We start from the raw sequence: 14745 nt of genomic DNA, 5'->3' as shown, positions 1-14745 counted from the left end.
CCGCCGCGTTACGGGCCGGGGCGGGCACCGGCCACCGAGGCAGCTAGCGGCCACTGACCCGAAAAGACGGTCGATAAGGGAACTTCAGCGCATTGATATGACGTTGTCCCAACTTTTTGCCGGTTCTGTCACGATGCTGACCCGGCGCCCCGGCCACGGGAACCTGCCGGACATGACCCATGACTTCCTGGCCCCGCGCGACGCCGCATCGCCGCGTCCGCTGCGACACCTGTCCACTGCCGGGCGCCGCGTACTCACGGTGCGCCAACTGCGCGAGCACGGGGTGCCCGCGGCGCTGCTCGCCGAGCGCGGGCGGACCGGCGGGCCGTGGCAGCAACTCCTGCCCGGCGTCTACCTGTTGCACGCGGAACGGCCCAGCGGCGAGGAGCGGGCCGAGGCCGCACTGCTGTACGCCGCGGCCCCCGGGCGGCACCCCGCCGCGCTGGTGACCGGGGCCGCCGCGCTCGCCCTGCACGGGTTCGCGACCGTGCCGCCACTGGCCGCCCTGGAGCGGATCGACGTGCTGGTGGCACACGCCCACCGGCCGCACTCGACCGGCTACGTCCGCCTGCTGCGCACCGGCGCGCTGCCCCGCCCGGTCTTCGTGGCCGGCCTCGCGGTGGCCCCGGTGCCGCGGGCCCTCGCAGACCTGGCCGGCTGTCTGAGCGAGTCGTCGACGGTCCGCGCGCTGATGGTGGAGGCAGTACGGGACGGGCACTGCGAGGCGGTGGCCCTGGTGCGCGAGGTGACCCGGGCCCGGCTGCTCGACCGGCCGCACGTGGTGGACGCGGTGGAGGGGCTGGTGGCCGACGGCCGGGCGATCGCGGAGGGGCTGTTGTACCGGATGGTGCGCGAACACCGGTTGCCCGAGCCGCTGTGGAACGTGGGGCTGCGGCTGCCGGACGGCGCGTACCTGGGGACCGTGGACGCGTACTGGCCCGAGCACTCGGTGGCCGTCGAGCTGATCGCCCGCGGGCCGCAGGCCGACGGGAGCGCCCCGTGGCCGCAGGACGAGCGCCGCCGCCTGCACCTGGCGGGGCTCGGCATCACGGTGCTCCAGGTCAGTGCGCGCCGGCTGCGGGCGGACCTGGAGCGACAGGCCACGGCGGTACGGACCGCGCTCCACGCGTCCTGCGACCGCGAGCCCGCCGCCGTGACCGTGCTGCCGCGCTGAGTGCGGTGCGGCCCCGCGCCAGGGGCCGCACCGGTGGCTAGCTCCGCGGGGTGGCCGGCGCCTTCGGGGCCCCGAGCTCGTTCAGCTCGCTGCCGAGCCGCACCGAGCCGGCCCGGTCCTCGCCGCCCTTGCCGAGCCCCTTGGCCGCGCCCCCGTCGGTGACGCCGCAGAACTCGGCGTCGACGACCATCGAGCCGTCACCCGCGTAGTCCCCGTTGAGGTTGAGTGCGATCGAGTGGTCGGCGCCCTCGTCGGCGAAGGCGTACGAGGCCGAGCCGTGGATGCCGCCGTCGTGCCCCCACACCGTGGTGCCGCAGGACAGCCGCCACTCCATCAGGCCGAGCCCGTAGCGCAGCGGGACGCCATCGGCGACGGGCACGGTGGTCTTCATCTGCGCCAACTCCGCCGCCGGCAGCAGGTGGCCGCGGAGCAGGGCGACGTAGAAGCGGTTGAGGTCGGCGGTGGTGGTGACGACCTCACCGGACGCCCAGGCCACCGACGGGTTGAGCCGGGTGACGTCGTGGATCGGGGCCTTCGGGTCCGTCGAGAGCTTGCTGTACGCGCGCCCGTGCGGCCTCGGCAGGCGGGAGCCGGTGCCGGGGAAGCTCGTGTCCCGCAGCTTCAGCGGCCCGAGGATGCGGCGCTGCACCTCGGTCGCGTACGGGGAGCCGGTGACCTTCTCGATGATCAGGCCGGCGAGCACGTAGTTGGTGTTGGAGTAGTTCCAGTCGGTGCCGGGCGCGAAGTCGGGCTCGTGCCGCAGGGCGAAGGCGAGGAGCTGCTGCGGGGTGAGGGTGTCGTAGCGGTGCTCCAGGAAGCCGATCTCCAAGTGGTCGGCGCGGAACTCCTGGTCAGCGGTGTAGTTGTAGATGCCGCTGGTGTGGTTGAGGAGTTGGCGGACGGTGATCCGGCGGCCGTCGTGGCCGTTGCCGCGCACCACGCCCGGCAGGTACGTGTCGACGGTGGCGTCGAGGTCGACCTTGCCCTCGGCCCGCAACTGGAGCAGCACGGTGGCCACGAACGTCTTGTTGATGCTGCCGGCCCGGAAGTGGTCGTCCTTGCCGCGCGGGCGCTGGGTGGTCAGGTCGGCCACGCCCGCGCGCCCGTTCCACACCCCGTGCTTGTCCCTGGCCTGCGCCAGGGCGCCCGGCGCGCCGTACTCCGCCACCTGGGCGTCCAGCGCGGCCTGGGCGGCGGAGTGCCCGGTGTCCCGCGCTCCGCCGCGCGTCCCGTCGGCGGCCCCCGCCCCGGGCGCCACCCCCACTCCGGCCCCGAGCGCGGCGAGCGCCGTCGCTCCCACCAGCACGCCCCGCATCCGCTGTGTCCGCATCTGTGCCTCAACTCCGTTTCCCCGCCGCCCCACGGCCCGCGTCGCTGCGGCCCCGCGCGCTCGGGTGCTGTCGGTGCACTGTCATCGGGACAGGACGTCGGGAGGGGTAGGCGGGTTGACCGCCTGCTGCGAGGACGGGGTGGGGCGGGCCTGGCCGGGGCCGGCCGGCGCGTCAGAGCGGGACGATGCGGACCCGGTCTCCGCAGAGCTTGGTCATGTCGTCGCTGTCGGAGGTCAGGAGGGCGACGGGCTTCGGCTGGCGCAGGGCGACCTCAGCGACCGTGGCGTCGATGGCGTACTTGTGCCCGTGCAGCCCAGCGCCCTTGAGGAGCTCCGCTGCCGCCTTCGCCGCTTGTTCGGTGACCGGTTCCACCCTGATCCGGGACAGGGCCCAGTTCAGGCGGGGCATGTTGGTCCGGAAGTGGGCGACTTCCACGATGGTGTTGGCCCCGATCACCAGGTCGGCCCCCATGTCGTGGAAGACCTGTAGCACCGCGAGGAGCTTGCGGTCCTGCGCGACCCAGGCGGAGAGCCCTTCCGAGTCCAGGACCACGGTCTCGATGCGCTCGCTCACGCGGCGCCCGTGCCCTTGGAGGTGCCAGCGGAGCCGAAGATCTTCGCGCGCGCCTCGGTGAGCTCTTCGTCGCTAAAAGGCCCGTGCTCCTCCTCATGGCGGCGAAGATCGTCGCCCAGGAGCTGGTGCCGGATCTGGCGGGCTACGGCCTCCGCCACATAGCCGGAGACGTTGTCCGTGAGCTTGCGGAGCTCCGCCACCTGGTCGCTTGGGAGCGTGACGGTAATGCGAGTCGTCGAGGTCATGAGTCAAGCATACTGGAGTATGCACGTCGGGCTCGGGTCCCCGGCCCGCCCTTGACGGCCAAGCGCCTGAAAGGGCACCGGGCAACAAACCGCCCGACGCCCCCTCAGCGCTTGCGGAGCAACAGTTCGGTGTTGCGGTCGTGCGGGTCGCCGGCGAGTGCCGTGCTGCGTTCGGGGGCGTTGAACGACAGCTCGCGGTAGAGGGCGGCCAGGCCGGTCTGTGAGAGGTCGGTGTGGTCGGTGCGGTACGGGGCGGCCGACTCGATGAGGGTGGTGAACAGCGACAGGGTGCCGTCGCGGTTGTCCACCAGCTCGATCACCCGGGCCAGTTGCGGGAAGTCGATGTGCGATGCGGTGGTGATCTCCCAGAACGTCTTGCGCGGGGTGATCTCGTTCTTGTGGCTGTGCCCGTTGATCCAGGCCACCACCTGCGGGTGGCGGTTGAACAGGGCCACCAGTTCCGCGCCGCTGTGCCGGGCCTCCTTGGGGTGGGCCGGGTCGCGGGTCATGTTCTTCATGCTGCGGCTGTAGTGGTGGCTGAAGACGATCACGTGCTGGTCCCGGTGGGCCTTCAGGGTCCGCTCAAGCCAGCGCAGTTGGGCGGTGCCGATCGAGCCGGTGTAGTGGCCGCCGGGGTCGGTGGAGTCCAGGCTGATGCCGAGCACGTCGGCGGAGATGCGGAAGGTGTAGTAGAGGGTGCCGGCGTCCAGGTTGGCGCGGGTGTAGCCGTGGCCGACGGGGCCGCGGCCGGCGTGCCGCGGGTCGAGGTGGGCGGCCAGGTACTCGCGCGGCGTGAACGGCGCGCGGCGCTCGTCCGGGGTGATCGTCCGCATCTGCTTGGCGTGCGCGCGCAGCAGCTCCCTGGTCCGCTTGCCGGTCGGGTCGGCGCCCTCCCGCTCGGCCTGCATGAGCTTCTTGGCCTCGGCCGCGGGGATGAGTTGGAGCTTGCGCGTACCGGTGGCGAAGTCGGCGAGGAAGCCGCCGCCGAACGCGTACGAGCCCCCCGACAGGTCGTCGTGGTTGCCGATGGTGGAGTACCAGGGCATCCGCAGGCCGGGGCTGTTGACCTGGCGCAGGGCGGCCTTCAGGAAGCCGTCGATGCGCGGGAAGCCGAGCTTCTTGTCCGCGTCGCGCAGGGTGCTCTCCGGGTGCCAGAACTCGCGCAGTCCGCTGTCCTGGACGCCCTCGTAGTGGCGCGGGTCGCCGGTGTTGGGGGTGATCCGGCCGCCGCTCATCACGGTCAGGAACCAGTCCAGCTCGACCTTGGCGTTGTTGTCCGTGTTGTCGCCGGTGGTCATCGCGAAGGCCAGCGGGGCGCCGGTCACCGGGCCGGTGCGGAGCGCGTTGACCCGCTCGACCAGCGAGACCGCGCCGACGACCGAGAGCGCCTCGTGCGGGCGCCAGGCGCTGACCCGGCCCGAGCGCATGAACTCGTACCGCAGCGGGTGCTGCACGTCGGTCAGGTGCAGGTCGGTGAGTTGGACGAAGGAGGCGAGGGTGGTGCGGCGGCCGGCCCGGCCCGCCTTGGCCGCGGCCAGTTCGCCGCGCACCTTGCGGGCCCAGCCGGGGCCCGCGCCCAGCCGCCGGTACGCGCCCGAACCGCGCGGCGCCGCGACGCTGTGCACCGTGGTGCCGGCCGTGGTCGGCCCGGCCGGGGCGGCGGGTGCGGCGGCGGCGCAGGGCTCGGCGGCGGACGCGGCCGACGCCGGCGAGGCGGTGGCCGAACCGCTGCTCGGCCCGAAGGCGATGCCGAGCCCGACGGCCGCGCCGGTGCCACCGGCGGCGGCGAGCAGGGCGCGCCGGTTGACGGCGGCGACGGCCGAGGTGGCCGACGAAGCGGCGGAGCGGATACGGGACCGGGCGATACGGGACATGCGCGATCTCCCCGAGTCGGTGCGCGGAGGCGGGATCTGGAAGCGGCCCTGGACTGTGCTGACCACTGCCGTCACTGGGGATCGTTGGCAGCGGGAGTGGCCGGTGCGTGAACGCGGCGGCAACGTGCGACGCCCATCTCCGCACGTGGATCACCACGCCCGGGCACGGCCACCGACCGCTCGCCGGCCGGCATGGAACCGGCATGGAACTGGTCACCACGTGTTCACCAACGAGGGGAAGGCGGCTGGGCCACGCGCGGCGCCTGGGCTGCTGGTGCCGCTCGCGCGGCGGGCTGCGGCGCTCCCGGCCGCCCCCGGGTGCGCGGCGGCGGGGCCGGTGCCAGCATGAAAAGTGGGTACGAGCGACGCGCCGCGTGTGAGGAGCCCACCGTGACTGGCACAAAGAAGTGGAACGCGGAAATCACCATCACCGAGGTCGGCCGAGAAGTGACCGCCGAGGCCAAGTTGCGCGGCGAGAACAGTGGCTCGCTGGTCGGCCACGGCACGGCGATGCGCAAGGCGACCGATGCGCACGTGCCCGCGATCGGCGACGAGTTGGCCGCCGCGCGGGCGTTCTCCGACCTCAGCCACCAGTTGGTGCACCACGCCGCCGAGGACATCGAGGCGCACACCCGCCAACCGGTGGACCACCTACGGGTGTGAGGTCCGCCGCCGCACCGCTGACGTAGCGGCGGTCCCGACCGCACCACGACCGGCGGAAGCCCGCCCGGCCCGGTGCGCGGCGGGGTACGGGCGCTTGCGCCGGGTGCGGCGCGTCAGGGCGTACGCACAGGTGCACCAGGTCCCGTACCGAGTCGAGCACCGCTGCCCGCGCTGGGTCCGGTGCGGGGTCCCCGTATGGCTGCTCGCGCTAGGTTCGGTGCGGGGTCCCTACGGCTGCTCGCGCTAGGTTCGGTACGGGGTCCCTGCGGCTGCCCGCACCGCCGCCCAGACCAGATAGGCCGCGCAGGCCACCCAGACCACACCGGTCACAGCCGCCGACCCCATCCGCCCCGCCGCACCCCGGCGGGGCGGATGCGCGTGCGGCCCGGCCCCCGCGCCCACCCGACGCACCCACCCCGGACACCCGGCCGCCCCACCGCCCCCGCCTGCGCACCCGTACGGCCACGCAGGCGCCCGGCCGCGCGGCGGCCACGCGTGCTGCGGCGGCGATCACCCTCCACATCCGGCGCCGCGCCCTCCACGGCATTACGCATGGTTCGTCGCTTCTCGCGCGTGGCGGGAATGTGCCAATCGGAACAAGTGGCCTGGGCGGCCCTCCCCAAGGACGCGCGTCTCCACAACAGTGAACGGTCTGTTGGCACCGTATTCCGAATAAGGATGCCCATGTTCCGATCACCTGTTGACATATCCCGGGGAAAGTCCGGTAAGAGACGCACGGCCCGCATCGTGCTCGCGGCCGGTCTGGTGGCGGCGCTCTCCGCGGCCGGCGCGACCCCGGCACTGGCCGACGCGCCCGCCGGCACCCCGCTCACCGACGCCGCCAAGGCCGGCCAGGCGGACCCCGCGAAGCCGGCGAAGGACAAGCTCGGCGCCGCCGACGCCAAGCTGCTCGCCGAGGCCAAGGCCGAGGGCGACAAGACGATCACGATGATGGTGGCCGCCGCCCCGGGCTCGACGGAGCGGGTGGCCGGCGCGCTGGACGCGGTCGAGGGCGCCTCCGTCGGCCGCACCTACGACAAGCTCGGCTACGTCCGGGCCACCGTGCCCATCGGCCGGGCCGACCAGGCCATCGACCGCGCCAAGCGACTGGCCGACGTGCACGGCATCGACCTCAAGCACGACATCCGGCTGCCCGACCCGACACCGGGCGGCGACTCGGTGCGCGGCGCCGCCGCCGGGAAGTCCGGCCACTACCCGGCCCCCGGCAAGCACACGCCGGCGAAGAACCCGTACCAGCCCGCGTTCGAGACCGGCGCCGTCGACTTCGTCGCCAAGAACCCGCGGGCCGACGGGCGCGGCGTGACCATCGGCGTGCTGGACTCCGGCGTGGACCTGGCGCACCCCGCGTTGCAGAAGACCACCACCGGCGAGCGCAAGATCGTGGACTGGGTGACGGCCACCGACCCGATCACCGACGAGGACGGCACCTGGCGCCCGATGACCACCACGGTCTCCGGCCCGGCCTTCTCCTACCAGGGCCGCACCTACACAGCGCCCGACGGCACGTACCAGGTCAGCCGGTTCGCGGAGAAGATCACCGACGGTGGTCCTGACGGCAGCGACTACCACGGCGACGTCAACCGCGACGGCGACACCACCGACAGTTGGGCGCTGCTGTACGACGCGGCCAGGGGCACCGTACGGGTCGACCTGAACGACAACGGTGACTTCACCGACGACGTGGCGATGAAGCCGTACCGGGACGGGTACCAGGTCGGCTACTTCGGCACGGACGACCCGAAGACGCCGGTCGCCGAGCGCTCGCCGTTCGTCGTCGAGATCCGCAAGGACGTGCCGCTGGACCCGCTGGGCGGCTCCAACGTCGGCAAGAAGGCCGACTTCGTCAACGTCGGCATCATCGAGTCCGAGCACGGCACCCACGTCGCGGGCATCACCGCGGCCAACAAGCTGTTCGGCGGCCGGATGAACGGCGCCGCGCCCGGCGCCAAGATCGTCTCCTCGCGGGCGTGCAGTTGGGGCGGCGGCTGCACCAACGTGGCGCTGACCGAGGGCATGATCGACCTGGTCACCAAGCGTGGCGTGGACATCGTCAACATGTCGATCGGCGGCCTGCCGCCGCTGAACGACGGCAACAACGCCCGCTCCGAGCTGTACACCCGGCTCATCGACACCTACGGCGTGCAGCTCGTCATCTCGGCCGGCAACAGCGGCCCCGGCGTCAACACCATCGGTGACCCGTCGCTGGCCAACAAGGTGATCAGCGTGGGCGCCGGCGTCTCGAAGGAGACCTGGGCCGCCAACTACGGCTCCGAGGTGAAGCGCAAGTACGCGCTCTTCCCGTTCTCCTCGCGCGGCCCGCGCGAGGACGGCGGATTCACCCCGACCCTGGTCGCCCCGGGCGCCTCGATCAACACCACCCAGACCTGGATACCCGGCGGCCCGGTCAAGGAGGCCGGGTACGAACTGCCGGTCGGCTACAGCATGCTCCAGGGCACCTCGATGGCTTCCCCGCAGGCCGCCGGCGCCTCGGCGCTGCTGCTCTCGGCCGCCAAGCAGCAGGGCATCAAGCTCACCCCCGCCACCCTGCGCACCGCGCTGACCAGTACCGCCCACCCGATCCCGGGCGTCCAGGCGTACGAGCAGGGCGCCGGCCGGATGGACGTGGTGGCGGCCTGGAAGTCGATCCGCCGGGGTGCGCAGGCGCACGCGTACACGGTCAAGGCGCCGGTGAAGTCCGCGCTCTCGGACTACCTGAAGACCCCGGGCTTCGGCACCGGCGTCTACGACCGCGAGAGCGGCCTGAAGCCCGGCCAGTCCAAGACGTACGACCTCACCGTCACCCGCACCTCGGGCCCGACCGGCACCGTGTGGCACACGCTGCGGTGGCGGACCAACAGCGGTGCGTTCCGGCTGCTGGGCCGCGACGTGGTGGGGCTGCCGCTGAACAAGCCGGTCACCGTGCAGGTCCGGGCCAGGCCCGGTGCGGTGGGTGCGCACAGCGCGATCCTGGAGGTCAACGACCGGCGCACCGAGGGCGTCGACCAGCAGATCCTGAACACCGTGATCGTGGCGAAGCCGCAGGTGGCCCCCGGCTACTCGGTCAAGGAGTCGGGCTCGGTCCAGCGCAACGCGCCCACCTCGTACTTCGTGTCCGTGCCCAAGGGCGCCAAGACCCTTGAGGTGGCGCTCGACGGGCTGCGCGGCAAGAGTCAGACCCGGTTCATCGCGATCGACCCGTACGGCGTGCCGGCCGATCCGACCTCGTCGATCGCCTGCTACCCGCACTACGACAACCCGGCGAACACCTGCCGCCCGGACCGGCGCGCCTACGCCAACCCGATCCCGGGCGTGTGGGAGATCGAGGTGGAGGCGCGGCGCACCTCGCCGTACCTGGACAACCCGTACCGGCTCGCGGTGAACGCGCTGGGCAGCACCTTCGCTCCGCAGACGCAGGAGCTCGCGGAGGCGAAGATCGGGCAGGCCACTCCGGTGGAGTGGAAGGTCAGCAACGAGTTCGGGCCGGTGGACGGCAAGCTGCGGGGCGGGCCGCTGGGCTCCGCGCGCACCGAGCGGCCCACCATCAAGCAGGGCCAGACGTACTCCACCGAGGTGACCGTGGCCGAGGGCGCCACCCGGCTCGACGTGGCGATCGGCGGTGCCGCCGACGCCAAGTCCGACCTGGACCTGGCCGTGGTCTTCGACGGCCAGGTGGTGGGCGACTCGACCTCCTCCGGCTCCAACGAGAAGGTGTCGCTGGCGGCGCCGAAGGCGGGCACCTACACCATCGAGGTGGCCGGCTACTCGGTCCCGTCGGGCAGTACCGCCTTCGACTACCAGGACCTGTTCTTCGCGCCGTCGCTCGGTGAGATCAAGGTCGAGCCCGGCAACCGGGTCACGCTCGGCAACGGCGAGTCCACGCAGGTCAAGGCCGATGTCGTGGTAGCGGGGCCGGCTCCGGAAGGCCGCTCCTTCTTCGGTGAACTGGCGCTGGTCAACAAGGCGGGCACCAGCACCGGCGTGGGCAGCGTGCAGATCAAGAAGGTCATTCCGTAACGGCTGCGACGGTCCGCACCCGGTGTGGCGCCCACGGTGGCCCGCACCGGGTGTGGCGCCCACGGCGTTCCGCGCCCGGTGTGACACCAAGCAGAACATCGTGTGACGTTTCCTGACATCCACTCCGCTCACGGGCGGCACCTACGGGGCGAGCCAGCGACACCGGCTCGCCCCGCAGACGCTCCGCCACCCCGTGCGTCAGCCCGTACGGCCGCCCGTACGGCCGCCCGTACGGCCGCCCGCGTCAGCCCGCATGTCAGCCCGGCCGCCCGGCCGCCCGGCCGCCCGGCCGCGCCGCGCAAGGGCCCCGTCCGCACCCGCCCAGGGAGCAGTCCCCGCCACCCGGGGGCCCGTCCCCGCCGCCCTCCCGATATTCCGCGAGGCGGCCACATGCGGCGTGGAAGGATGGCCACTACGTCTAAATCGTTAGGAGATGCCCAGGTGCCTGGCACGAATCTGACCCGTGAAGAGGCGCAGGAGCGGGCGCGCCTGCTCACCGTCGACGCGTACGAGATCGACCTCGATCTCTCCGGTGCGCAGGAAGGAGGCACCTACCGCTCGGTCACGACGGTCCGGTTCGACAGCACCGAGGCCGGTGCCTCCTCCTTCATCGACCTGGTCGCGCCCACGGTGCACGAGGTGGTGCTGAACGGCAGCCCGCTGGAGCCGTCCGAGGTCTTCGCCGACTCCCGGATCGCCCTGCCCGACCTGCTGGCCGGCCGCAACGAGCTGCGGGTGGTCGCCGACTGCGCGTACACCAACACCGGCGAGGGGCTGCACCGCTTCGTCGACCCGGTGGACCAGCAGGCGTACCTGTACACCCAGTTCGAGGTGCCGGACGCGCGCCGGGTGTTCGCCTCCTTCGAGCAGCCCGACCTGAAGGCCACGTTCCAGTTCACCGTGGTGGCCCCGGAGGGCTGGACGGTCATCTCCAACTCGCCGACGCCCGAGCCCAAGGACAACACCTGGGCCTTCGAGCCGACGCCGCGCATCTCCAGCTACATCACCGCGCTGATCGTCGGCCCGTACCACAGCGTGCACAGCAGCTACGAGGCGGACGGGCGCTCGGTGCCGCTGGGCATCTACTGCCGTCCCTCGCTCGCCGAGTACCTGGACGCGGACGCGATCTTCGACGTCACCCGGCAGGGCTTCGAGTGGTTCGAGGAGAAGTTCGACTACGCGTACCCGTTCGCCAAGTACGACCAGCTCTTCGTGCCCGAGTTCAACGCCGGCGCGATGGAGAACGCGGGCGCGGTCACCATCCGTGACCAGTACGTCTTCCGCTCCAAGGTGACGGACGCGTCGTACGAGGTGCGGGCCGCCACCATCCTGCACGAGCTGGCCCACATGTGGTTCGGCGACCTGGTCACCATGGAGTGGTGGAACGACCTGTGGCTGAACGAGTCGTTCGCCACCTACGCCGAGGCCGCCTGCCAGGCGTACGCCCCGGGCTCGAAGTGGCCGCACTCGTGGACCACCTTCGCCAACCAGATGAAGACCTGGGCGTACCGGCAGGACCAACTGCCCTCCACGCACCCGATCATGGCCGACATCCGCGACCTGGACGACGTGCTGGTCAACTTCGACGGCATCACGTACGCCAAGGGCGCCAGCGTGCTCAAGCAGCTCGTCGCCTACGTCGGGCAGGACGAGTTCTTCCGCGGCGTGCAGGCGTACTTCAAGCGGCACGCCTTCGGCAACACGCGCCTCTCCGACCTGCTGGGCGCCCTTGAGGAGACCAGCGGGCGGGACCTGAAGACCTGGTCGAAGGCGTGGCTTGAGACGGCCGGCATCAACGTGCTGCGCCCCGAGATCGAGACCGACGAGAACGGCGTCATCACCTCCTTCGCCGTCCGCCAGGAGGCCCCGGCGCTGCCCGCCGGCGCCAAGGGCGAGTCCACGCTGCGCCCGCACCGGATCGCGATCGGCGCCTACGACCTGGACGCGGACGGCAAGCTGGTGCGCGGCGCCGGCGTCCCGGCCGGTGAGGACTGGGGCCGGATCGAGCTGGACGTGGACGGCGAGCTGACGCAGGTGCCGCAGTTGGTCGGCAAGCCGCGGCCGGCCGTGGTGCTGCTCAACGACGACGACCTCTCCTACGCGAAGGTCCGGCTGGACGAGGAGTCGCTGCGCCAGGTCACCCAGCACCTGGGCGACTTCGCCGAGTCGCTGCCGCGCGCGCTGTGCTGGGCCTCGGCCTGGGACATGACCCGCGACGGCGAACTGGCCACCCGGGACTATTTGGAGCTGGTGCTCTCCGGCATCGGCAAGGAGAGCGACATCGGCGTGGTGCAGTCGCTGCACCGGCAGCTCAAGCTGGCCCTCGACCTGTACGCGGCGCCGGAGTGGCGCGCGGAGGGCCTGGCCCGCTGGGGCGAGGCCGCGCTCGAACACCTGCGGGCCGCCGAGCCCGGCAGCGACCACCAGCTCGCGTGGGCGCGCGCGTTCGCCGCGACCGCCCGCACCGATGCGCACCTGGACCTGCTGGCCGCGCTGCTGGACGGCAGCGAGAGCATCGACGGCCTGGCCGTCGACACCGACCTGCGCTGGGGGCTGCTGCTGCGGCTGGCCGCCACCGGGCGGGCCGACGAGGCGGCCATCGCGGCCGAGTTGGAGCGGGACAAGACCTCGGCCGGCGAGCAGCACGCGGCCAGCGCCCGCGCGGCGCGCCCCACCGAGGCGGCGAAGGCCGAGGCGTGGGCGGCGGTCGTGGAGTCGGACACGCTGCCGAACGCCATGCAGGAAGCGGTCATCAACGGCTTCGTCCAGACCGACCAGCGCGAACTGCTCGCGCCGTACGCGGACAAGTACTTCGCCGTGGTCAAGTCCGTCTGGGACGGGCGCAGCCACGAGATCGCCCAGCAGATCGCGGTCGGGCTCTACCCGACGATCCAGATCTCGCAGGCCACGCTGGACGCCACGGACGCGTGGCTGGCGAGCGCCGAACCGACGCCGGCCCTGCGCCGCGTGGTCACCGAGAACCGCGCCGGTGTGGAGCGCGCGCTGCACGCCCAGCGGGCGGACGCGGCTAGCTGAGCGCTCTGCCGGGCGCTCGGCGCTGGGCTTGGGCTTGGTGTTGGGCCCGGGCTTGGTGTTGGCCACGCTCGGCGCCGGGCCCGGGCGAGGCGCGGGGCCGAGCCGTTGCGCGCGGCTCGCTGACGCGATGTGAATCGCCGCAGGTCACGGCCTGATCGGCAGGAGTGGGGCCGGCCTTCCGGAAACGGGGGCCGGCCCCCCTTTTTTTGGTGTGGGCGCGATGTGGTGTGCCCGTACGGCGGGCTCGCCCCATACGCCGTACGCGCGGCGGCCCCCGCCCGGCGAGCGGGCGAGGGCCGTCGGACAAGGGCCGTCAGGCGAGGCCGGCGCCGGCGCGAACGGCGGAGGTCGTCGCGGAGTGGCGGGGGCCGGCGGACCGGGCCGGGCGGGGTGGGCCCGGGGGTTCACTTCCCGCGGGCCGCCCGGCGGGCCAGCAGCGCCGCGCGGCGCTCGTCGAAGCGGGTCGCCTGGTCGTTGAGGCCGCCCATGAACAGGCCGAGTTCCTCCTGGGCCTGGAGCCCCTCGGGGCCGAGTCCGGTGATCTCCAGCACCTTCAGGAAGCGCAGCACCGGCTGGAGCACGTCGTCGTGGTGGATGCGCAGGTTGTAGATGCCGCCGATGGCCATCTGCGCCGCCGCCCGCTCGAAGCCGGGGATGCCGTGGCCCGGCATCCGGAAGGCCACCACGACGTCGCGCACGGCACACATGGTCTGGTCGGGGGCCATCTCGAACGCCGCCGAGAGCAGGTTCCGGTAGAAGACCATGTGCAGGTTCTCGTCGGTCGCGATGCGCGCCAGCATCCGGTCGCACACCGGGTCGCCCGAGTGGTGCCCGGTGTTGCGGTGCGAGATCCGCGTGGCCAGCTCCTGGAACGCGACGTACGCCACCGAGTGCAGCATGCTGTGCGCGTTGTCGGACTCGAACCCCTCGGACATGTGGGACATCCGGCAGTTCTCCAGCTCCACCGGGTCCACGGCGCGCGAGGTGAGCAGGTAGTCGCGCATCACGATGCCGTGCCGCCCCTCCTCGGCGGTCCACCGGTGCACCCAGGTGCCCCAGGCGCCGTCGCGGCCGAAGAGGGTGGCGATCTCGTGGTGGTAGCTGGGCAGGTTGTCCTCGGTGAGCAGGTTCACCACCAGCGCCACCCGGCCGACCGCGCTGACCTTCGACTGGTCGGGTGCCCATGCCTCGCCGCCCATGACGCCGTCGAAGTTACGGCCGTCGCTCCAGGGCACGTACTCGTGGGGCATCCAGTCCTTGGCGACGCGCAGGTGTCGGTTGAGCTCGGTCTCGACGACCTCTTCGAGCGCGAACAACAACTGGCTGTCGCTCCACGCGGCCTTTCCGGTACGACGGGGTATGGCGGTGGTCACAGCGGGGACTCCTGGGGACGGGGAGTTGCGGACTACTGGGGACGTGTCCGACCTACGGGACCGTAGGTTACGACAACGTAGGTTAAAGCGTCCGTAAACGCCAAGCCGCCCACCCTCGGCCCGCCCCCGCTCGACACGCCGGCCCACCTCCGCCCGGAACCTTGGACTCCACACCCGCCCCATGCCGAGCGCACCCCGCCCTCACCCTTCTGACCTGCTACGGAGCACCTGGCCGTGGCGCCGGCTGCGGCGCTACGGGGCGGCCCGTACGCCGCCGGACCGCCGGCCGTACGGGGCGGTCTGACGGCCGGTTCCGCGGTTGGTGGGCACGTTCGTGCGGTGGGGCGCCGGGGAGTGGCGGGGGCGGGGAGTGGCGGGGCGGATCGGACGTGGCGGGGTGTGGGAAGTGGCGGGGGATCGGGGTGGCGGGGTGCGGGTGGT

At 72.4% G+C, this 14745-nt stretch carries 9 protein-coding genes; 4 read left to right on the top strand and 5 right to left on the bottom strand.

The features are described from left to right. The first annotated feature begins 172 nt into the window (after window positions 1-172). A complete protein-coding gene (locus ACMA1D_RS26570; protein ID WP_414726537.1) occupies window positions 173-1174 on the top strand; it encodes a hypothetical protein in 1002 nt (333 codons plus the stop codon). Window positions 1175-1211: 37 nt separating this feature from the next. Here ACMA1D_RS26570 and ACMA1D_RS26565 read toward each other — a convergent pair whose 3' ends face one another. The 4 genes from ACMA1D_RS26565 to ACMA1D_RS26550 all read right to left on the bottom strand — a co-directional run bounded on the left by ACMA1D_RS26565 (window position 1212) and on the right by ACMA1D_RS26550 (window position 5197). Further along, complete coding sequence (locus ACMA1D_RS26565) at window positions 1212-2504, bottom strand: serine hydrolase domain-containing protein (protein WP_414726536.1); 1293 nt, start codon at window positions 2502-2504, stop codon at window positions 1212-1214. A 172-nt stretch (window positions 2505-2676) separates the two neighbouring features. Further along, complete coding sequence (locus ACMA1D_RS26560; protein ID WP_414726535.1) at window positions 2677-3078, bottom strand: PIN domain-containing protein; 402 nt, start codon at window positions 3076-3078, stop codon at window positions 2677-2679. Then, window positions 3075-3323, bottom strand: coding sequence for a hypothetical protein (locus ACMA1D_RS26555; RefSeq protein WP_414726534.1), 249 nt, complete (start codon window positions 3321-3323; stop codon window positions 3075-3077). Before ACMA1D_RS26555 ends, ACMA1D_RS26560 begins: the two co-directional genes overlap by 4 nt. A 104-nt stretch (window positions 3324-3427) precedes the next feature. Continuing rightward, on the bottom strand, window positions 3428-5197 hold the full coding sequence (locus tag ACMA1D_RS26550; RefSeq protein WP_414726533.1) for a TIGR03767 family metallophosphoesterase: 1770 nt from the start codon (window positions 5195-5197) through the stop codon (window positions 3428-3430). A gap of 390 nt (window positions 5198-5587) precedes the next feature. Between ACMA1D_RS26550 and ACMA1D_RS26545 the strand changes: the two genes are divergently transcribed. The 3 genes from ACMA1D_RS26545 (at window position 5588) to pepN (ending at window position 12931) form a co-directional block, all read left to right on the top strand. Next, a complete protein-coding gene (locus tag ACMA1D_RS26545; protein ID WP_414726532.1) occupies window positions 5588-5860 on the top strand; it encodes a dsRBD fold-containing protein in 273 nt (90 codons plus the stop codon). A gap of 678 nt (window positions 5861-6538) precedes the next feature. Further along, window positions 6539-9895 (top strand): S8 family serine peptidase, encoded by a 3357-nt coding sequence (locus ACMA1D_RS26540; RefSeq protein WP_414726531.1) that lies wholly within the window; start codon window positions 6539-6541, stop codon window positions 9893-9895. Window positions 9896-10336: 441 nt separating this feature from the next. Beyond that, entirely contained in the window at window positions 10337-12931 is a 2595-nt protein-coding gene (gene pepN, locus ACMA1D_RS26535) for an aminopeptidase N (protein ID WP_414726530.1), read from the top strand. A 404-nt stretch (window positions 12932-13335) separates the two neighbouring features. On the opposite strand, the gene ACMA1D_RS26530 is transcribed toward pepN, so the two are convergent. Beyond that, window positions 13336-14304 carry an acyl-ACP desaturase gene (locus ACMA1D_RS26530; protein ID WP_414726529.1) on the bottom strand — a complete coding sequence of 323 codons (969 nt, stop codon included), beginning with the start codon at window positions 14302-14304 and terminating at the stop codon, window positions 13336-13338. Window positions 14305-14745 lie beyond the last annotated feature (441 nt).

It is taken from the genome of Streptomyces sp. 796.1, assembly GCF_047525675.1.
Lineage (GTDB): Bacteria > Actinomycetota > Actinomycetes > Streptomycetales > Streptomycetaceae > Streptomyces.
The sequence above is the reverse complement of the archived record's forward strand: the minus strand, read 5'-3'. Positions and strand labels throughout refer to the sequence as shown.